The following is a 19,387-nucleotide window of genomic DNA, read 5'->3' on the forward strand; positions in this document are numbered from 1 at the left end:
GACAATATTTCTTACTTTTTACTTAAAAATTAAAATTTGTTTTGCTTTGATTAGAAATTAAAGAGCATAATAACTGAGTAATTTTAGGCTAAAAAATAAAGTCTCTCCTCGCTTTCTTGTTATTCTCTTCCTTTTTTAAATTATTAAAACAAATAACAATGTCTACAAAATTAAACATCGTTTTAGTTCATGGCGCATTTGGAGACGGATCACATTGGAAATATGTAATTCCAACTTTAGTTGCAAATGGTTATAATGTTAGAGCTGTGCAACTTCCACTAACATCATTAGATGAAGATGTACAGAGAACAAGCGATATGGTTTCTTCTTTAGAAGGTTCAACTTTACTTGTTGGACATTCCTATGGCGGTATGGTAATTACACAATCAGGCAATTTACCTAGTGTCAAAGGTCTGGTATATATCGCCGCATTTGCACCAGAGTCCGGAGAGTCTGCTGGAGGTTTACTTCAATTGAGAGAAGCTCCAGAGGGCGCTGCAGCAATCGCTCCAGGTCCATCAGGGTATTTGTATGTAAATTATGACAAGTATCATGATGTTTTTTGTCAAGGTGTATCAGAGGACGATGCGATTGTCATGTCCTTATCTCAAAAACCAATTACAGGAGCCGCATTCGGTGCGCCCTCAGGAGAACCCGCATGGAAAAATAAACCAAGTTGGTATCAAGTATCTAATAACGATAAAATGATTCCACCTGCAACGGAAACTTTTTTTGCAGAGAGAATAAAGGCTCAAAAAACCATATTTTTAGATGCAGGACATGCATCTATGGCTTCAAATGCAAATGAAGTTACTGCATTAATTTTGGAGGCTGCAGCATCTTTAACCGAATAATTAGTTTCTTTTTGTTAGTATAAATATGGCATACAATGAAGAATTCAAAAGTTATTTTATTAGCGGAAATATTTGTCAAGCCAGAATTTTTGGAGGCTGTAAAAGAAGCAGCAATAAAATCTGTCCGAATTGCATTATTCAAAGAACCTGGCGTTGAGTCAATGACGCTCACTTATAAATCAGATGATCCAAATTGTCTGATATTTTTTGAAGTATATGCATCTAAAGAAGCTTTGGATGCGCATGTAAAGACCGAACATGCAATACAATTTTTTGAATTCTCAAGTGATAAAAAGATTCAACCTTCAAAGTTGACATTTTTAACTGAATTCTAATATTACTTAAAAAGACACTCATTTGAGTGTCTTTTTCGATTAAAGTGGTTCGTTAAAAACTTTAATTGGATTTCCTCTTTCTAATTGCTTGTTTGTATTCCATTGTGTGATTTGAAATTGGACAATTTCTTGTTCGTTCAACTTTTGTAATTTATCTAAAAGTCGCTCTTGCGCAATCTTTTTATTTTCTAATTGTGTTCTTTTTTCAGCAACTTGAACTGAAATTCCTGTAGCTGGATGAATTGCTCTTACGGCCGACTCAACCTTGTTTACATTTTGTCCGCCTGGTCCGCTAGCGCGGCAAGTGTCAAATTTGAAATCTTTTTCATTCCAATTTTTTATTGTGATTGGTTTAAACTTGGAAATACTTATAAACCAATTTTTCCTTTTATGTTTTGGGCGAAATGGACTTGCCGCAATCCATTGAATTGTTCCAACCCATTCTTTTAAAATATTTTCCAAATCCATTCCTTTGATTGAAATAGTTGTTGAATGAAAACTATTCTTTTCTACGCTTTTAAAAAGTCCTATAGTTTGAACTTCCAATTTTAAATTCTTTAAATATATTTCTAAACGATTTTTTACATGAAATACAGTTCGGCAACATTCTTCTGGACCTTGACCAGAGGAGATATGTATAATTAAATTTTCCATAGTTACTCTTTGTTCATTTTTACAATTTTAGGATAAAATTTACCTTCAATATTGACTAGACTTTTTTGTGCTTCCATAACTGTTTGTATGTTTTTATACGCAAAAGGATGTTCCTCTACAGAACCTCCGATCAATGTAATGTACGCTTGTCTGAGTCTTTTATTCAAATCCGAAACTGTTAAAGATTCTTTCGTTCTTTGTCGACTCATCCAACGACCAGCGCCGTGAGATGCAGAGTTTAAGGCATCTTGATTTCCCTTGCCACTAACTATATATGCGATTTCCATCATATTGCTAGGGATGATTCCCAATTCACCTTGATGTGCAGGTGTAGCACCTTTTCGATGAATTATAATCTCTTCACCATTTTCTAGTTTTTCTTTCCATGCGAAATTGTGATGGTTTTCTATTTTAGCCAAACTATGTAAACCAAGTTCATGTAAGATATTTTCATGAATTCGGTCATGGCATGCTTTCGCATAATCTCCAGCAAGCGACATCGCAGTCCAATACATTTGACCAGGTTCGCTATCCAAATCTAACCATGCAAACGGCTGTGCTGGCTTGGGTAATCGACAAATATCCATTGCTATATCTGTGTAGTGTTTTGCTATATTAGCTCCTAATGCCCGACTCCCAGAATGACTTAAAAGCGCCAGATATTTATTGGCTGGAAGGTTCAATAAATTATTTTCTTCTAGTTCGACAATTCCCATTTCAACAAAATGATTGCCGCTGCCAGAAGTTCCTAATTGATATACTGCTTTAGGAAATAATTTTTTAAGCAAATCAGAATTCTGAAATCTAGGATCTTCTAATATTGGATGCTCCTGACGAATTCCAATCGTCCCATTCATACCAAAGTGCGTGTTGTATTTTATTGCATTTTTTATTGAAAAATGATTTTGATCCAAATATCTGTCATTGGCGTCTATAATGGTTAAAGCCATACGACATCCAATATCCAACCCAACGGCATAGGGTATCACAACATTTTTTGTGGCAAGAACGCCTCCTATAGGAAGTCCATATCCTGCATGCGCATCAGGCATCAACGCACCTTTAACTGAAATTGGTAAGCGCATACTTGTATCCATTTGTTGGATTGCCAAAGTATCGATGTCTTTCTTTCCATAAATAGCGTAGGGAAGGGGCTGAGGCTCTAATTTATAATCGTTGAAGTTCTTCGTTTCTTCTTCCCCCACAAGTTTCTTCGCTACATTTTTCCAAATGATATTTGATTGAAATTTTATTGGATTTTCTAATATTGATTTTAAAATATTTTCTATAGTTGTATCGTCGGAATGTTTATAGTTTTTAGAAATGATTCCGAGTATTTGACTTTTTATAGTATTGTCAGTAAAGCCTATTTGGCTTAATTTTTTTGGTTTTATACTGCCCATATGTTTACTATGTGCATATTGCATGCACGAGTTATAATTCCAATTTTTGGAATAAATGATAAATTAAATTGAAACGTATGCAGAGATAATAAAGGGTAAACGACTCCTAATAATATTATTGAGATAAAATAAAAGGGAATTTGTTGCGACCTTTAGGCTGCAATAAACTGAATAGTTGATATGGTAGTTAAACTCTTCATGGTAATTGTGTATTTAAAAGGTTACACAATATTATTTACAAAGGCAAAATTAGAACTAAAATCTAAATCTCAAAATTTATTTTAAAATTATCAGCAAAAAAATAGCAACTATAATTTATAGTTGCTATTTTTTATTTGAAAAAGTGGGTAATTATTCACCTAATTTTTCTAGTATTTCTATGTAACTTTTTACATCTGCATTCGTGCCGCTTAACTCTAGTTTGAACGCAATAGGTAAGTTATAGTGTTTGGATAATTTATCTGCTGCTAATCCAAAATTATCTCCCCAATTGCGATTTCCAGTTGAGGAAACTGATAATAAAAAATCTTTATTTTTTTTTACGAATTGCGTTGTAGAAATAGGAATATTTCCAATGCCGATTGTGTAAGTTATGAGATGGCCTTTTTGATTTATTTGAAGATTGCTGCTGATTTTTTGTATCGTCCAATCTGGTCTTTCTTTCTTAACTTTTTCTACAAATCTTTTCGTATTTCCTGTCAAACTATCAAAATAAATGATCATTACATAACCCCTTCTTTTTACAATTTGAATAAACTATCTACAAATTCATGTTTGTCAAAAATGATTAAATCATCAATTTTTTCTCCGACGCCAATATATTTAACCGGAATTTTAAATTGACTTGCTATGGCTAAAACAACACCACCTTTTGCGGTTCCATCCAATTTGGTAATTGCCAAAGATTTGACATCTGTTGCTGCTGTAAATTGTTTGGCTTGTTCCAATGCATTTTGACCGGTAGACCCGTCCAAAACCAACATGACATCATGTGGTGCATCAGGGATAACTTTTTGAATAACTCTTTTGATTTTACTCAATTCGTCCATCAAATATGCTTTATTATGCAAACGACCAGCTGTATCTATAATCACGACATCTGCTCCTTGTGCAACAGCACTTTGTACTGTGTCGAAAGCCACTGAAGCTGGATCTGAGCCCATTGCTTGCTTTACAATAGGAACGCCAACTCTTTCACTCCAAATAACCAATTGGTCCACTGCCGCAGCTCTAAAGGTATCTGCTGCTCCAAGAATAACGCTTTTGCCAGCTTTTTTAAAATTGTGCGCAAGCTTTCCAATTGTCGTGGTTTTACCCACACCATTTACACCGACAACCAATATTACATAAGGTTTTTTGCCTTCTGGAATTCCAAAGTTTTTATAGGAAGTATCTGCGTGATCTACAAGAATTCCTTCAATCTCGCTTTGTAAAAGTTTGTTTAATTCGGAGGTGCCGACGTATTTGTCTTTTGCCACACGCTGTTCGACACGTTTTACAATTTCCAATGTCGTATCCACGCCTACATCAGCAGTAATCAAAGCGTCTTCTAAGTTGTCTAGTACCTCGTCATCAACTGTACTTTTACCTGCTATTGCTTTGGTTATTTTTGAGAAAAATCCTTCTTTGGTTTTTTCCAAACCTTGATCAAGACTTTCCTTTTCTTTTTTCCCGAATAGATTTCCAAAAAATCCCATATAGTATAAATGATGTTATGTGTAAAACTTCCTTATTTGCCCCATTCAGATGGATTTTCTCTCCATTGGTGCAAAGTTTCTTTTGCTTCAGCAGGAATTGTACCATTTTCCAACGCCAATTCAATCAATGCATTATAATTGGTCAGTGATTTATAGGGAACATTTGCTTGCGCAAAATTATCTACTGCAGTTTGAAATCCATAATTGAAAATAGAAACCATGCCAATGACTTCTACGCCTTCTTTTCTCAATACTTCGACTACTTCCAAACTACTTTTCCCTGTAGAAATTAAATCTTCAATGACGATTACTTTCTGACCTTTTTCAAATACGCCTTCAATTTGATTACCCAATCCATGAGCTTTCGGTTTTGGACGTACATATATATAAGGTAATTTCAATTGATCCGCAGCCATCGCTCCCCAAGGAATACCCGCTGTAGCCACTCCTGCCAATACTTCCGCTTCTGGATATAATTCGAAAATTACATCACACATTTCACTTTTGATAAAATCTCTGATGAACGGAAAGGAGAGTACTTTCCTATTATCACAATAGATCGGACTATGCCAACCGCTAGCCCATTCAAATGGTTTGTCTACACTTAATTTTACTGCGCCAGCCTGTAATAATTTTTCGGCGATGACTTTTTCGCTTGTTAGGGACATCTTCTTATTGATCTTTAAGGTGACGAAGGTAATAAAAACGGACTTTTTTTAGGTAAATATTTATCCTACTATGTTGACATCTAATCTTGTATATCCATTTTAGTTTTTGAATATTTGTAAAAATTCTTTTCGAAATGGACAAACCAAAGATTATCGCCGCAGGTGGATTACTTTTAAACAGTAAAAATGAATTGTTGATGATTTTCCGATTGGGATATTGGGATTTACCTAAAGGGAAATGGGAAGAAGGCGAAACGATAGAGGAATGTGCGGTACGTGAAGTGGAAGAAGAAACAAATATTCATCAAATACAATTAAAAGAATTGGTGGGTCTTACTTATCATGAATATTTCAATAAATATACCAATGAAGATGTAATTAAAGAAACACATTGGTTCAAAATGTATGTTGATGGTACGCCAGGCGCTACTCCGCAAACGAGCGAAGATATTACAAAGGCAGAATGGATTCCAATAGATCAAATAAAATCAAAATTGGAAAATACTTATCCAACAATTAAAGAAATATTGGGAAATGCCGGCTTAATTTAGTCGTTTTTGATGTTTTTAGAGTAAAAATTGAACAATTTGCTTATTTGAATGTTGGAAATCTTAATATGAGTAAAGCGATAATTATTTCCAATAGATTACCGATCAAAATAGTTACAAAAAAAAATAAGAATACACTACATCATAGCGAAGGCGGTTTGGCTACAGGTTTAGAATCTGTTTTCAAAAAAAGTAATGATAATATATGGGTAGGATGGCCTGGAATGGTTGTCAAAGACACAGATGCACAACTGGATATTGAAAACCAGTTAGCTGAAATGCATTTAAAACCCATATTTCTTTCCAAAAAACAAGTAGATGGATTTTATTTGGGATTTTCCAATGCCACACTTTGGCCGATATTTCACTATGCCACTAATTATGCGCGCTACAATGATGCAGATTGGAAAATTTATCAAGAGGTAAATGAAAAATTTGCAGAAGTAATTATTCCATTAGTGGAAGACGGCGATACCATTTGGATACATGATTATCATTTATTGTTATTGCCGCGTTTAATCAAGGAGAAATGTAAAAATGTATCGATAGGTTTTTTTCAACATATTCCTTTTCCTTCTTTTGAAATATTTAGACTGATTCCTTGGCGTAAGCAATTATTGGATGGCATGCTAGGTGCTGATTTGTTAGGATTTCATACGATTGATGATGTCAATCATTTTATTGATAGCGCTTCTCGATTATTAGATACGACGATTAATTCCAATGTGATTTTTTATAAAGGCGAAATTAGTTCTGTTGATGCTTTTCCAATGGGGATTGATTTTGAAAAATTCAATTCTAAACTTCCCAAATTACAAGCTACGCAAAAAGATGTTGCTAATTTAAAAAGGCAATTTGGTGATACGAAAATTGTCTTGTCGATTGATCGATTGGATTATAGCAAAGGCATTTTGCCAAGAATACATGCATTCGAACAATTTCTACAAAAACATTCAGAATATAAAGGCAAGGTTACTTTGTTTATGATAGTAGTGCCTTCTCGTGATTCAATATATAGATATAAGGAATTGAAAGATGAAATTGATAAAGTTGTAGGTGATATTAACGCCCGATTCCGTACTTTGGATTGGCGTCCGATAGAATATTTTTATCAATCTTTTCCTGTGGAATATTTGTCTGCATTATACCAAATGTCCGATATATGTCTGGTGACACCAATGCGTGACGGGATGAATTTGGTTTGTAAAGAATATGTTGCTAGTAGAAATGAAGAAGATGGCGTTTTAATTTTGAGTGAAATGGCAGGTTCTTCTAGGGAATTAGGCGACGCTTTAATTGTTAATCCAAATGATATTGGGCAAATAGAAGAGGCAATAGTTGCAGCTATCAAAATGTCCCCCAAAGAACAACAAATACGCATGGTCAAAATGCGTCAAATAATTGAAAAATTCAATATTGTTCATTGGGTTAAAATATTCATGGAAAAATTGAGAGAAGTAAAAAAATTACAAACGTCTTTCAAAACAAAAAGTATTGCAGAAAATATGGAACGTTTGCGTGCTCGTTATGCGAATGCCCAAAAGCGTGTTTTATTTTTTGATTATGACGGTACTTTAGTTGGCTTTAATTCCAATATAGAAAAGACTTATCCAGATAAAGAGCTTTTTGATATCTTGGAAAAAATAACTAATGATCCAAAAAATAAAGTAGTGATTATCAGTGGAAGAAATCATGAAACTTTGGAAAAATGGTTTGGAAAAATGAACATGGACTTAATTGGAGAGCATGGTGTTTGGTTCAAAATTGGAACAAGTCAACCTTGGGAAACAATTAATGGATTAAATAATGAGTGGAAGAAGACTGTATTGCCTGTAATCGAAACAATTACAGATAAAACACCGGGTTCTTTTATTGAAGATAAAAGCCATTCATTGGTTTGGCATTATAGGAATGCTGATAATGAATTAGGTAAATTGCGAGCTAATGAAATAATGAATGATTTGAATTTTATTATTAGAAATAAAGGGTTGCAATTTATGTATGGCGATAAAGTAGTCGAGATAAAAAGTGCTGAAATAAATAAAGGGAAGGCAATACAGCGATGGTTGGATCTGACAAATTACCAACCTGATTTTGTATTTGCAATTGGAGATGATGTTACAGATGAAGATATGTTTAGAACTCTGTCAGAAGATGATCGGATAACAGTGAAAGTAGGACAAAAATTTTCTAAAGCTAAATATTACGTTGAACAACAAAAAGATGTACGTAAACTCCTAAAAGATATGGTCTCCTTGTAAATTAATCTTTTACAAGGAGTGTAACAGCCTGAGCTACGACGCCTTCTTCTTTTCCAATAAAGCCCAATTGCTCTGCAGTTGTCGCTTTTATAGAAACCGCATCGAGGTCAATTTGCAATATTTTGCTAATTGTGTCTTGCATTTGCGGTACGAATTTCTTGATTTTTGGCTTTTCCAAAAGTAATGTTGCATCGACATTATTGACCTTCCAACCTTTTTCAGTAATTAAATCATATGTTTTTTTCAAAAGAATTTTACTGTCAATATCTTTAAACTCGTTGGATGTATCTGGAAAATGAACACCAATATCTCCCAATGATAGAGCACCTAAAAGTGCGTCACAGATCGCATGTAAAAGGACATCTGCATCGCTATGCCCCAATGCACCTTTGGTGTGAGGTATTTTGATGCCACCCAACCATAAATCGCGACCTTCAACTAGACGATGATAATCTATTCCTTGTCCTATTCTTAAATTCATATGATATGTATAGTATTCATTAAAAAACCTGCAAAATATATAAAATTGCAGGCTTAATCTAGTATTTTAATATTCTTAGTTATTATTTGCAATAGACGCTAAATCAAATATTACTCCAAAACGTAAGGTGTTCGAGAGTGGATTTCTATTTAGTCCACTTCCTGATGGTGCTAAGTATGCAAAACTTAAATCAAATGTACTGTATTTCAAACCTACACCAGCAGTAAGATATTTACGATTACCATTTTCTTTTGTTTCCCAATAATAACCTGCTCTTGCAAAGAATTGATTATTATAAGAATATTCTCCACCAAGACTCATGCTGTATGCTTTATTACTAAAGGATTTGCTCCAACTTTGAAACACTCCATAGCTATAGTAGTCTGCCACCGATTTGTCGTAAGCGTCTTGTTGAGCATCTGTTAAAGTACTACCATCAGAATTGGTGTAGGATGGATAAGATGGTACAAGTAAGTGATTGGCATTGATAGTTCCAGTAAATTTGCTAAGATCATCTAATACCCATGTATTCGCAATACCAATACCCAAGTTCGCAGGTATAAACTGCTTAGATTGAGCATCATTTGTATAGGAAATTTTCGAACCAAGATTAGATGCGGTTAATGCAGCAGTAACACCTGCTCCGTTTTCATTCAAATTGTTGTAAAATATGGAAATATCACCTGCAAATGCTGTTCCTGCCTTGTAATTAGATCCGTTGATTGCTCCAGAAACTAAATTAGAATTTATATATCTAAATGTAACGCCAGCACTTAAGACGTCCGTGATTTTTTGGTTGAAGCCGGCTTCTAGGGAGAATTCTTTTGGTCGTGTATTTTGTAATAAATTGCCCGATGCATCCGTAAGTTGCATTTGTCCCAAATTAAAATAACGAATACCTCCTGTTACAGCTTGGTTGTCATTAATCTTGGTATAACCTGCAGCGGTAACTAAGTATACGTCTTGAGCTATATCTTTTAACCAAGGTGTATAAGTTAATCCCAATTGAGAATTAGATTGAGCAAATACAGACTTCGCAGAATTCCAAAATGTTGCATTTGCATCAGGGCTTAAGGCTAAGCCTGCATCAGCCATTGCGCCAGCTCTAGCATCTGGAGATACACGGAGGAATGGAACTGAGGTACTTACAATATTTACGGATTGTGCACTTAATGGCGAAGCTGTGATCGATAGAAAACCTATAGTAAAAAGACTCCAAATCCAAACCTTATGATGCATATATTAAATTTATTCGTATTTCTTAAACGCATGTTGAAACGAACTATTGTACTTTTCATTTTTTTCATTCAAAATTGTGTGATAATCAATGGTAATTTTCTTAGTTCAAATTATCTTCGCGCCATGATTTATCCCATTGCAAGGAATTTACTTTTTAAATTTTCTCCAGAAAAAGCGCATCACATTAGCATGTCCGCATTACAATCGATTTGCGGAATTGGCGCTTTAAAGTCAATCGTTCGTAATCAGTTTTCTTATAATCATACTGATTTGAATCAAAAATTGTGGGGATTAGATTTTAGAAATCCGGTGGGTTTGGCGGCTGGTTTTGATAAAAATGCGTTGTACTTACGTGAGTTGGAAGCTTTGGGATTTGGGTATATGGAAATTGGTACGGTTACACCTAAAGCGCAACCGGGAAATCCTGCACCAAGATTGTTCCGATTACCTCAAGATAAAGCTTTGATTAATCGTATGGGTTTTAACAACGATGGCGTAGAAGCTGCAAATAGTCGTGTGGCAAAATGGAAAGATGTGGGGAATAATGCCATGATTATAGGTGGAAATATTGGGAAAAATAAAGTTACGCCTAATGAAGAAGCGTATAAAGATTATGAGATTTGTTTCAATGTTTTATTTGATAATGTAGATTATTTTGTAGTCAATGTTAGCTCACCCAATACACCTGGTTTGCGTGAATTGCAAGAAAAATCTGCGCTTTCAAAGATTATGCTGGACTTGCAGAACATCAATCAAGGAAAGAAAAATCCTCGTCCATTGTTTTTAAAAATTGCACCAGATTTAACTGAAAGTCAATTGGATGATATTATAGAAATTGCGCAAACATCGAAGCTTTCTGGTTTGGTAGCGACTAATACAACGATCGATAGAAGCAATTTAACTACAAATATTAATGAGGTCAATGCCATCGGCGCTGGTGGATTGAGTGGCAAACCAGTACAAAATAAATCGACAGAAATATTGGATTATTTGTATAAAAATTTATCTAAAGATATTTCTATATTGGCTAGTGGTGGCATTTTTACAGGACAAGATGCTAAAGAAAAGCTAGACAAAGGTGCAAAACTCGTTCAGATTTGGACAGGCTTTATCTATGAAGGACCTGCAATTGTGAAAAAAATATGCACATATTTATCCCAAAATAAATAGAAACACAAACTTATTTTTAAATTTCTTTTTTTACTCGTAAATTTGCACAATTTTATAAAAAAATGAGCAATACTATCTCCTCCAACGAATCAATCCCGTCTTCTAAGAAAAAAATTATTGTTTTAGGCAGTGGCCCTAATAGAATCGGTCAAGGTATCGAATTTGATTATTGTTGCGTACATGGACTTTTAGCAATAAAAGAAAGTGGTTATGAAGCAATTATGGTCAATTGTAATCCTGAAACCGTGTCTACAGATTTTGATATCGCAGATAAATTATATTTCGAACCAGTATTTTGGGAAAATATTAAAGAAATCATTGATTTAGAAAAGCCAGAAGGTGTAATCGTACAATTAGGTGGTCAAACTGCCTTGAAATTGGCGAAAAATCTTACCGAATATGGTGTAAAAATCATTGGAACCTCTTTTGATAATATGGATATCGCAGAAGATAGAGGTCGTTTCAGTGATTTATTGAAAGAATTAGAAATTCCTTATCCTGAATATGGTTCTGCATTCACAGCAGATGAAGCAATCGAAGTTGCCAATAAAGTAGGTTATCCAGTTTTGGTACGTCCTAGTTACGTATTAGGTGGTCAAAAAATGAAAATCGTTTTAAACGATGAAGATTTGGAAACTGCGGTAGTAGATTTGTTGAATTTCATCCCTGGTAATCATATTTTGATTGACCATTTCTTGGAAAGATGTCAAGAAGCGGAAATTGATGCTATCTATGATGGCGAAAGTTTTTGCATTATGGGATCGATGGAGCATATAGAACCAGCAGGTATTCACTCTGGGGATAGTAACTCTGTATTACCTGCTTTTAATCTAACTCCGTTGGAATTAGATACAATGGCTATATATGCAGAAAAAATAGCTAAAGCTTTGAACATTCAAGGTTTGATCAATATTCAATACGCTATTAAAGATGGCAAAGTTTACGTAATCGAAGCCAATCCAAGAGCGTCTCGTACAACTCCATTTATTTCAAAAGCATATCAAGTTCCTTTCTTAAACATTGCGACTAAAGTAATGTTAGGTTCTGCGAAAATTAAAGATTTCAAAATTGAAAGAAAATTAGAAGGATTTGCTATCAAAGAACCTGTATTCAGTTTCAACAAATTCCCTAAAGTAAATAAGGAATTAGGACCTGAAATGAAAAGTACAGGAGAGGCTATCCGCTTTATTAAAGATCTAAGAGATCCATATTTTAGAACTTTAGTAAGAGAAAGAAGTATGTTATTGAGCTAGAATTCAGCAATTTATTAATATAATTAACGGGGTAAATAAAATTTTTTAAAAAAATTTATTTACCCCGTTAAACTTTAATTATCATTCCAAGTCTATTATATACAAGCAATTTAATAGTAAATTTTCTCATAAGCAGTTAGTTTTGGTTGCGGCTCCGATTTCCATCGGGGCCTATTTTTTTGTATATGTTTCTCTCTCGTTTTGAGTTATTTATGCAAATATTTTCATTCCTCGATAAAAATGTGACGTTTACCGATATTCTATAGTATAGTCTTAAAATGAGCTATATCTTTGTGTCAACAAATAAGGAAATATATAAAGTTTAAAATATAAAGATTTTTCATAAGCAGTTAGTTTTGGTTGCGGCTCCGATTTCTATCGGAGCCAATTTTATTATATAAACAATTTCAATTATCTCTGCCATCCTTCAATTAAATAATTTACCTCAGCTAGTTTTCGATCTTCATTTCTTTTTATATTAAAAGACCATAACTCAATCCTTGCAATATATTTGTAGCCCCAATCACCTTCATATATTGTAAATTGACCACATGTAAAGTTTCCTTTGGGAAAATTCCACCCGGATCGGGATCTTAATAAAGTGCTACTTTTAATATCTTCAGGAGATAACAAATTATTATTATCAATATCTACAGCTTTTAAATATAACTTACTATCAGCAGTTTCTTTATAATCTGTAAAAAATAAATATATACCTGGTTGCATGCCTACACCTAATACAACATGTTGCTTTTTTAACAGTTTTTCACTTGGCGTGAGTTCTATAGGTATTTCATATTTTATGTTTGATGGAATTGTTTTGTGATTTGCATAGTAATCTGGTGGTGAGAATAAAAATACAAATCCAAAAAAGAACAGAAGCATTATTGTTATTATAATCTGAGGAAACAACCAAAACCATTTACTAATAAAAATTTGAATAACGGCAGATATTAAGACGCAAATAGCATTAAGAAGTAAACAACTTAAAAAGATATCAATAATAAAATCTCTTTCTAATACAATACCTAAGAAAAATATTCCTACAATAGGAATAAAACCTGTCAAAGGTTTCCACCAAACTTTGAAATAGGAATTTATAAAGGATTTAATCGGGATTATTGAATTAAGCATGGTTGATTTTTAAAGCAAATATAAATTAAAAGCACTTTGAAAAACAAAGAACTTTTAATTTATATTTGCTTTAATTTTTTTATACAATCTCCATGTGTGTACTAATCGCTATTCTATTCCACGCATTGATTGTAATAATTGCCATGATAATTTGCGCGATCTGGATTTCACTGAAATATTTCAATGCATTTTGATAAGTTGATTCGGATAATCCTTGGTTTTGAATTAATGTAATTTCTTCCGTCATTAAGATTGCTGCTTTTTCTTCTTCCGAAAAAAGATTTGTTTCGCGCCATGCGCTTAACACGAAAATACGTTGAGATGTTTCCCCTAATTTGATCGCATCTTTAGAATGCATATCCAAACAAAAGGCACAACCATTGATCTGGGATGTTCTTAATTTGATCAATTCCTTCAAAATGGGAGAGATGTCAACCGTTTGTAAGTATTTTTCCAAACTTAACATTGCTTTGTAAGCTTCGGGCTGTAATGCCGCAAGATTCATTCTGCTCTTCATAATATATAATTTTATGAGGCAAAATTGTTGTTTGCGGTGGACGGAAAAATTAAACTGGTTTAAGAAATATTACGTGCGCGCAATTCACTCAAATATTCTGGTGTAATATCCAAATAGGAGGCGAGCATATACTGTGGCACACTTTGTACAAAATCTGGAAAGGATTGGGAAAATTGATAGAAGATTTCTTCTTTGCTCATAGCGTAAAATTCTTTATTTCGCCGCTGAGATGCTGCATGAGCCGTTTGGTGGACAATCCTAAAATATTTTTCTAAAGAAGGGTGTTTATCCAAAATTTCGGTTTCTGCACTTGGTGTTAAGGTCCATAATTCCGATTTCAAAACGGATTGTATGAAAAAATCAGAAGGTTCTTGATGCATGAAGGAAAAATAATCTGCCAACCACCAATTTTCTAAGCCAAACTGGACCGTTTTTTCCATTCCTTTTTTATCGATAAAATACATTCTGATACATCCAGCAGCAACAAAATAATGAGATCGACAGATCTGTCCTTCGCGCAGTAAGATTTCTTTCTTTTTCGCAGAAATGATTGTGAAATATTTACTCGCCTCTAACCAATCGTTCTCCGAAAATGGGATAAATTTTTGGATATGGCGCAACAAGGCATCTGTCATCTTTGATTTTTTTCTACTTCAAAATTATCCAAAATTGATTTATCCACCGATGTTTTAATTTAACCCAAGGTAGTATATCTTCGCCGTCTAACTAATGATTTTAATATGTCGGAATTTAGCAATGCTATTGCACAGAAATTAAATATAAAGCCCAATCAAGTTGATGCTGTTTTGGCGTTACTTGGAGAAGGTGCGACGATTCCATTTATCGCTCGATATCGTAAAGATCGTACGGGAAATCTGGATGAAGTTCAGATCCAACAAATTCAAGAAGAAGAGAAATCGTTGAAAGAATTTTCGGATAGAAAAGCTTTTATTGAAAAGACAATATCCGAACAAGGCAAAATGACGGAGGAACTTCAAGCTAAAATTGATAAAGCGATTACCATCAATGAATTAGAAGATATTTATTTGCCATACAAACCAAAAAGAAAAACAAAAGCGCAGACGGCTCGTGAAAATGGTTTGGAACCATTATCTCAATTGTTATTGGAACAAAAGGATATGGACATTGTCGCTGAAGCAGAAAAATATTTGAATGACAATGTATTAAGTTCGGATGCAGCTTTGCAAGGTGCACGTGATATTATAGCGGAAGTGGTTAATGAAGATGCAAATATTCGTACTAAAATCCGTCATTTATTTGAAAAAGAAGCAACAATTCAAAGCAAGGTAATTTCGGACAAAGAAAAAGAAGCGGAGAAATATAAAGATTATTTTGATTTCTCTGAATTGATTTCCAAAGTGCCATCGCACCGCGTTTTGGCGATTTTGCGTGGATTTTTGGAAGGTTATTTGCGTGTTTCTATCTCTCCAGAAGAGGAATACGCAACTGAAATTTTGGAGAAAAACTTTATCACCAACAGTTTAAACCCTTCCGTTGAGCAAGTTAAAAAAGCATTGAAAGATGCATATCGTAGATTGTTACAACCTAGTTTGGAATCTGAATTTAGAAATTTATTAAAAAATAATTCGGATGAAGAAGCGATTAATGTATTTGCCGAAAATCTCCGCCAATTATTATTATCCTCGCCATTGGGGAGCAAAAGATTAATTGCAATTGATCCGGGATATCGTACTGGTTGTAAAGTAGTTGTATTAAGTGAAAGCGGTGGATTATTGAAAACGGGTTTGATATTTGTCCATGAAAAAAATCACAAACTACAAGAAGCAGAATCTTTAATTCGCGCTTATGTACATACATATGAAACGCAAGTTTTTGCGATTGGCGATGGTACAGCAGGACGCGAAACCGAGCAATTTATCAAATCCTTGAAATTGAATTTGCCTGTTTTCTTGGTCAATGAAGATGGCGCTTCTGTTTATTCTGCCTCTGCTACAGCGCGTGAAGAATTTCCAGAAGAAGATGTTACGGTAAGAGGTTCTGTAAGTATCGGTCGTCGCTTGATGGATCCTTTAGCCGAATTGGTGAAAATAGATCCAAAAAGCATTGGCGTTGGTCAATATCAACATGATGTCAATCAAGTAAGATTGAAGGAAAAATTAGATCAAACGGTGATCAGTTGTGTGAATGCCGTTGGTGTAAATCTAAATACAGCGAGTAAGCATTTGTTGAGTTATGTTTCGGGTATTGGACCGTCTATTGCGGAAAATATTGTGAAATATCGCAATGAAAATAAACAATTCAAAAATCGTAATGAGTTGAAAAAAGTCGCTCGATTGGGTGACAAAGCATTCGAACAATGTGTTGGATTTTTACGCATTAAAGATGGCGAAAATCCTTTAGATGCAAGTGCGGTTCACCCAGAGTCTTACACTTTGGTTAAAAAAATGGCAGATGATCTTGGAATGTCGGTTCAAGCGATGATTGGTAATTCTGAAATTATTAAAAAAATCAATGCTAAAAACTATATCAACGAAACAATCGGAGAATTAACCATCAAAGATATTTTGTCCGAATTGACCAAGCCTGGTTTGGATCCGAGAAGTGAATTGGAGCAATTTGAATATGCGGATATTTACAAAATTGAAGATGTGAAAGTCGGCGATATTGTTCCTGGAATCGTGACTAATTTGACGCGTTTCGGTGCATTTGTTGATATTGGCGTTAAACAAGATGGATTGGTGCATGTAAGTGAGATTTGCAATAGATATATTTCTGATCCAAATGAAGCTTTGAAATTAAATGATAAGGTAAAAGTAAAAGTTTTAGAAGTGGATTTGAACAGAAAAAGAATCGCCTTATCGATCAAGCAAACGGAAGAAGTTGATCCTAATGCAAGACGTAATAAACCTAATAATCAGCGTCCGCAAAAGGCAGCAGAGCCCGCAAAAGAATTGTCACTAAGTGATGCACTTTCGGCTTTGAAAAATAAGTTTTCTCATTAATTGAATTATGGAATATATGTAAAAAAGAGAATGCATTGCATTCTCTTTTTTACATATATAGACAAATGCTTCTATGCTTAAAAAATTGATTTACAATAAAATTGGTTTGGTTTTTGGTAAAAGGTTGTTTTTACACTTTAAATTTTAATTAGAGATTTTATTATGATTTTTTTTTACCAAATGTATGATTATGTCTTAGGAGAAAAGGAAATAATTGCCACATTAAAAAATGAAACGCATACGCAACGATTTACATTAAAAATAATAACCCCAGCACGCAAGTTTGTGTATATGAGCTATGGTGGTGGTTTGGTGAAAATTTCCAGATTATATGATGTAAATGGCCAATTGATACATGCGAGAAATTATTCTGATGAGATAAAAAATGAAGTCAAAAACTTTAAAAGACAATTGAAAATTCCTTATTTCCAATTGTGGAAAGGTTTTTTGTACACAATTGTTGTTCTTATTATAGCTGCCATTATTTTTAGTATCAAAAATAAAATCAAAACCAATGATTTAAAAGGTCAATCTGCACATTTAACCGAACAATTACAAGCCTTGAAACCTGGTCAATTATACGGCATTTCCAATTTTACCGATGCAGAAGGTAATAGTGTAAATGGACTACCAGAAAGTTGGATCAAAATTGTAAAAATTGATCAAGATACTATATATATCCAAAGAAGTAAGCAGACAATTCCCGTAAAAGCAATGTTTGAAATGTCGCATATTTCCTCGATTAAGCCCAAAAATGAATCAGAATGGGAACCTAATCTAGAAAAAATTAGTTATCCTTTCCTCAAATCCCAATTATCGGAAAGTGATAAGATGAGTTATGATGCCGTATATATTGGTGATGATAAAGAAAAATATTCTGGTATTGTCTTTACGCTGAAAGGTGCGGAATAAGTAGATGTTTACTATATTTAAATATGAATCGCCAAGAAGAAATTGTAAGTTCCTATTTCCAATTTTTGGATCAACATATTGAGGATGTTATACAAGGGAAATGTTCAGAATTTTTCGAATTGAACCAAATTGCTACCGCTTTGAATATTTCTCATGTACACTTAACAGATATCGTACAAAAACAGCAAGGACATCATCCTTGCTATTTTTATGATTTGAAAATTATTGAAAAGGCTGAATATTATTTAAAAAAAACAGATTGGACCGTGGCAAAGATTGCGTTGACATTTACCTATGATCCGTCTAATTTTTCCAAATTTTTTAAAAAATGGACAGGAAAAACGCCCTTACAATTTCGAAAAAATAAAACCTAAAAGTTCACCATTTTGTTATCTTGAAAATGTGAACATTTGTACTAACCAAAAAATATGAATTATGTCTCATAATGTTGCAGGAAAAGTAATCCTGATCGCAGGTGGTGGTAAAAACCTTGGCGGATTATTAAGTAAAGATTTTGCCAAAAAACAAGCAAAAATTGCTATTCATTATAATAGCGAAAGCTCAAAAAACGATGCGGAAAAAACGCTAGAAGAAGTGAAAAGTTTGGGTGCAGAAGCGATTTTAATACAAGCGGATTTGACCAAAATTGAAAATATTACCAAATTGTTTGATGAAACAATTGCGCATTTTGGTGGTATTGATATTGCGATAAATACCGTAGGAAAAGTATTGAAAAAGCCTTTTGTAGACACAACAGAAGCGGAATATGATAGTATGAGTGATATCAATTCCAAAGTTGCTTATTTTTTCATACAAGAAGCTGGCAAAAAATTAAATAATAATGGAAAAATCTGCACGATTGTAACTTCTCTTTTGGCGGCGTACACAGGCTTGTATTCCACTTATGAAGGTTTGAAAGCTCCAGTGGAACATTTTACACGTGCGGCTTCTAAAGAATTTGGAGAAAGAGGTATTTCAGTTACGGCTGTTGCACCAGGTCCGATGGATACACCATTTTTCTATGGACAAGAAAATGCGGATGCTGTTGCGTATCATAAATCGGCAGCGGCATTGGGCGGACTAACCAAAATTGAAGACATTGCTCCATTGGTGGAATTTTTGGTTTCAGATGGTTGGTGGATAACTGGACAGACCATTTTTGCCAATGGTGGATATACCACAAGATAATTTTGTTAAAATCTACCAAATATAAAATTTCATATAGATATATGGAAAGTTGGTACGGTTTTAGAGAACTAATAAATGTTTTTTAAGGG

General features: G+C 33.9%; 20 protein-coding genes. 10 read left to right on the plus strand and 10 right to left on the minus strand.

From position 1 onward, the window contains the following. The first annotated feature begins 158 nt into the window (after window positions 1-158). Together E0W69_RS04410 and E0W69_RS04415 are read left to right on the plus strand one after the other, a co-directional pair. Window positions 159-854, plus strand: a complete 696-nt coding sequence (locus E0W69_RS04410) for an alpha/beta hydrolase (RefSeq protein ID WP_131328824.1) — start codon at window positions 159-161, stop codon at window positions 852-854. 35 nt (window positions 855-889) lie between these two features. Next, window positions 890-1,189 (plus strand): putative quinol monooxygenase, encoded by a 300-nt coding sequence (locus E0W69_RS04415; RefSeq protein WP_131328825.1) that lies wholly within the window; start codon window positions 890-892, stop codon window positions 1,187-1,189. Between the two features lie 39 nt (window positions 1,190-1,228). On the opposite strand, the gene prfH is transcribed toward E0W69_RS04415, so the two are convergent. From prfH to pyrE, 5 genes are all read right to left on the minus strand, one after another. Next, the gene (gene prfH / locus E0W69_RS04420; protein WP_131328826.1) at window positions 1,229-1,843 is read right to left on the minus strand and encodes a peptide chain release factor H; all 615 of its coding nucleotides are present in this window, start codon (window positions 1,841-1,843) and stop codon (window positions 1,229-1,231) included. Window positions 1,844-1,845: 2 nt separating this feature from the next. Next, window positions 1,846-3,246 (minus strand): RtcB family protein, encoded by a 1,401-nt coding sequence (locus E0W69_RS04425; protein WP_131328827.1) that lies wholly within the window; start codon window positions 3,244-3,246, stop codon window positions 1,846-1,848. 351 nt (window positions 3,247-3,597) lie between these two features. Continuing rightward, entirely contained in the window at window positions 3,598-3,969 is a 372-nt protein-coding gene (gene nrdI, locus E0W69_RS04430; RefSeq protein ID WP_131328828.1) for a class Ib ribonucleoside-diphosphate reductase assembly flavoprotein NrdI, read from the minus strand. A 17-nt stretch (window positions 3,970-3,986) separates the two neighbouring features. After that, the gene (gene ftsY, locus E0W69_RS04435) at window positions 3,987-4,943 is read right to left on the minus strand and encodes a signal recognition particle-docking protein FtsY (RefSeq protein ID WP_131328829.1); all 957 of its coding nucleotides are present in this window, start codon (window positions 4,941-4,943) and stop codon (window positions 3,987-3,989) included. Window positions 4,944-4,975: 32 nt separating this feature from the next. Next, window positions 4,976-5,611, minus strand: coding sequence for an orotate phosphoribosyltransferase (gene pyrE / locus E0W69_RS04440; RefSeq protein ID WP_131328830.1), 636 nt, complete (start codon window positions 5,609-5,611; stop codon window positions 4,976-4,978). A gap of 134 nt (window positions 5,612-5,745) precedes the next feature. Between pyrE and E0W69_RS04445 the strand changes: the two genes are divergently transcribed. Together E0W69_RS04445 and E0W69_RS04450 are read left to right on the plus strand one after the other, a co-directional pair. After that, window positions 5,746-6,162 carry an NUDIX hydrolase gene (locus E0W69_RS04445; RefSeq protein ID WP_131328831.1) on the plus strand — a complete coding sequence of 139 codons (417 nt, stop codon included), beginning with the start codon at window positions 5,746-5,748 and terminating at the stop codon, window positions 6,160-6,162. A 65-nt stretch (window positions 6,163-6,227) separates the two neighbouring features. Beyond that, complete coding sequence (locus E0W69_RS04450) at window positions 6,228-8,420, plus strand: bifunctional alpha,alpha-trehalose-phosphate synthase (UDP-forming)/trehalose-phosphatase (protein ID WP_131328832.1); 2,193 nt, start codon at window positions 6,228-6,230, stop codon at window positions 8,418-8,420. Window position 8,421: 1 nt separating this feature from the next. On the opposite strand, the gene ispF is transcribed toward E0W69_RS04450, so the two are convergent. Next, a complete protein-coding gene (gene ispF / locus E0W69_RS04455) occupies window positions 8,422-8,901 on the minus strand; it encodes a 2-C-methyl-D-erythritol 2,4-cyclodiphosphate synthase (RefSeq protein WP_131328833.1) in 480 nt (159 codons plus the stop codon). Between the two features lie 75 nt (window positions 8,902-8,976). Continuing rightward, window positions 8,977-10,140: a type IX secretion system outer membrane channel protein PorV gene (gene porV / locus E0W69_RS04460; RefSeq protein ID WP_131328834.1), complete on the minus strand. Its 1,164-nt coding sequence runs from the start codon at window positions 10,138-10,140 to the stop codon at window positions 8,977-8,979. 123 nt (window positions 10,141-10,263) lie between these two features. On the opposite strand from porV, the gene E0W69_RS04465 reads away from it, so the two are divergent. Both E0W69_RS04465 and E0W69_RS04470 read left to right on the plus strand, forming a co-directional pair. Beyond that, a complete protein-coding gene (locus E0W69_RS04465; protein WP_131328835.1) occupies window positions 10,264-11,310 on the plus strand; it encodes a quinone-dependent dihydroorotate dehydrogenase in 1,047 nt (348 codons plus the stop codon). Window positions 11,311-11,372: 62 nt separating this feature from the next. Then, window positions 11,373-12,563: a carbamoyl phosphate synthase preATP-grasp domain-containing protein gene (locus tag E0W69_RS04470; protein WP_131328836.1), complete on the plus strand. Its 1,191-nt coding sequence runs from the start codon at window positions 11,373-11,375 to the stop codon at window positions 12,561-12,563. Between the two features lie 411 nt (window positions 12,564-12,974). Here E0W69_RS04470 and E0W69_RS04475 read toward each other — a convergent pair whose 3' ends face one another. The 3 genes from E0W69_RS04475 to E0W69_RS04485 form a co-directional block, all read right to left on the minus strand. Then, on the minus strand, window positions 12,975-13,697 hold the full coding sequence (locus tag E0W69_RS04475; protein WP_131328837.1) for a hypothetical protein: 723 nt from the start codon (window positions 13,695-13,697) through the stop codon (window positions 12,975-12,977). 79 nt (window positions 13,698-13,776) lie between these two features. Further along, window positions 13,777-14,214, minus strand: coding sequence for a carboxymuconolactone decarboxylase family protein (locus tag E0W69_RS04480; RefSeq protein ID WP_131328838.1), 438 nt, complete (start codon window positions 14,212-14,214; stop codon window positions 13,777-13,779). A gap of 59 nt (window positions 14,215-14,273) precedes the next feature. Then, complete coding sequence (locus E0W69_RS04485) at window positions 14,274-14,849, minus strand: Crp/Fnr family transcriptional regulator (RefSeq protein ID WP_131328839.1); 576 nt, start codon at window positions 14,847-14,849, stop codon at window positions 14,274-14,276. Between the two features lie 105 nt (window positions 14,850-14,954). Here E0W69_RS04485 and E0W69_RS04490 point away from each other — a divergent pair, with 105 nt between their 5' ends. The 4 genes from E0W69_RS04490 (at window position 14,955) to E0W69_RS04505 (ending at window position 19,298) form a co-directional block, all read left to right on the plus strand. Then, complete coding sequence (locus tag E0W69_RS04490) at window positions 14,955-17,198, plus strand: Tex family protein (protein WP_131328840.1); 2,244 nt, start codon at window positions 14,955-14,957, stop codon at window positions 17,196-17,198. A gap of 162 nt (window positions 17,199-17,360) precedes the next feature. Then, a complete protein-coding gene (locus E0W69_RS04495; protein WP_131328841.1) occupies window positions 17,361-18,110 on the plus strand; it encodes a hypothetical protein in 750 nt (249 codons plus the stop codon). Window positions 18,111-18,133: 23 nt separating this feature from the next. Beyond that, on the plus strand, window positions 18,134-18,484 hold the full coding sequence (locus E0W69_RS04500) for a helix-turn-helix domain-containing protein (RefSeq protein ID WP_131328842.1): 351 nt from the start codon (window positions 18,134-18,136) through the stop codon (window positions 18,482-18,484). A 61-nt stretch (window positions 18,485-18,545) separates the two neighbouring features. Further along, window positions 18,546-19,298: an SDR family oxidoreductase gene (locus tag E0W69_RS04505; protein ID WP_225321390.1), complete on the plus strand. Its 753-nt coding sequence runs from the start codon at window positions 18,546-18,548 to the stop codon at window positions 19,296-19,298. The last annotated feature ends 89 nt before the right edge of the window (window positions 19,299-19,387 follow it).

It is taken from the genome of Rhizosphaericola mali (assembly GCF_004337365.2).
In the GTDB taxonomy this organism is placed as follows: Bacteria; Bacteroidota; Bacteroidia; order Chitinophagales; family Chitinophagaceae; genus Rhizosphaericola; species Rhizosphaericola mali.

Excerpts from the sequence above, each read along its gene's own strand:
- E0W69_RS04410 (WP_131328824.1), top strand. The coding sequence starts at position 159 with ATGTCTACAAAATTAAACATCGTTTTAGTTCATGGCGCATTTGGAGAC.
- E0W69_RS04415 (WP_131328825.1), top strand. The coding sequence starts at position 890 with ATGAAGAATTCAAAAGTTATTTTATTAGCGGAAATATTTGTCAAGCCA.
- prfH (WP_131328826.1), bottom strand. The coding sequence starts at position 1,843 with ATGGAAAATTTAATTATACATATCTCCTCTGGTCAAGGTCCAGAAGAA.
- E0W69_RS04425 (WP_131328827.1), bottom strand. The coding sequence starts at position 3,246 with ATGGGCAGTATAAAACCAAAAAAATTAAGCCAAATAGGCTTTACTGAC.
- nrdI (WP_131328828.1), bottom strand. The coding sequence starts at position 3,969 with ATGATCATTTATTTTGATAGTTTGACAGGAAATACGAAAAGATTTGTA.
- ftsY (WP_131328829.1), bottom strand. The coding sequence starts at position 4,943 with ATGGGATTTTTTGGAAATCTATTCGGGAAAAAAGAAAAGGAAAGTCTT.
- pyrE (WP_131328830.1), bottom strand. The coding sequence starts at position 5,611 with ATGTCCCTAACAAGCGAAAAAGTCATCGCCGAAAAATTATTACAGGCT.
- E0W69_RS04445 (WP_131328831.1), top strand. The coding sequence starts at position 5,746 with ATGGACAAACCAAAGATTATCGCCGCAGGTGGATTACTTTTAAACAGT.
- E0W69_RS04450 (WP_131328832.1), top strand. The coding sequence starts at position 6,228 with ATGAGTAAAGCGATAATTATTTCCAATAGATTACCGATCAAAATAGTT.
- ispF (WP_131328833.1), bottom strand. The coding sequence starts at position 8,901 with ATGAATTTAAGAATAGGACAAGGAATAGATTATCATCGTCTAGTTGAA.
- porV (WP_131328834.1), bottom strand. The coding sequence starts at position 10,140 with ATGCATCATAAGGTTTGGATTTGGAGTCTTTTTACTATAGGTTTTCTA.
- E0W69_RS04465 (WP_131328835.1), top strand. The coding sequence starts at position 10,264 with ATGATTTATCCCATTGCAAGGAATTTACTTTTTAAATTTTCTCCAGAA.
- E0W69_RS04470 (WP_131328836.1), top strand. The coding sequence starts at position 11,373 with ATGAGCAATACTATCTCCTCCAACGAATCAATCCCGTCTTCTAAGAAA.
- E0W69_RS04475 (WP_131328837.1), bottom strand. The coding sequence starts at position 13,697 with ATGCTTAATTCAATAATCCCGATTAAATCCTTTATAAATTCCTATTTC.
- E0W69_RS04480 (WP_131328838.1), bottom strand. The coding sequence starts at position 14,214 with ATGAAGAGCAGAATGAATCTTGCGGCATTACAGCCCGAAGCTTACAAA.
- E0W69_RS04485 (WP_131328839.1), bottom strand. The coding sequence starts at position 14,849 with ATGACAGATGCCTTGTTGCGCCATATCCAAAAATTTATCCCATTTTCG.
- E0W69_RS04490 (WP_131328840.1), top strand. The coding sequence starts at position 14,955 with ATGTCGGAATTTAGCAATGCTATTGCACAGAAATTAAATATAAAGCCC.
- E0W69_RS04495 (WP_131328841.1), top strand. The coding sequence starts at position 17,361 with ATGATTTTTTTTTACCAAATGTATGATTATGTCTTAGGAGAAAAGGAA.
- E0W69_RS04500 (WP_131328842.1), top strand. The coding sequence starts at position 18,134 with ATGAATCGCCAAGAAGAAATTGTAAGTTCCTATTTCCAATTTTTGGAT.
- E0W69_RS04505 (WP_225321390.1), top strand. The coding sequence starts at position 18,546 with ATGTCTCATAATGTTGCAGGAAAAGTAATCCTGATCGCAGGTGGTGGT.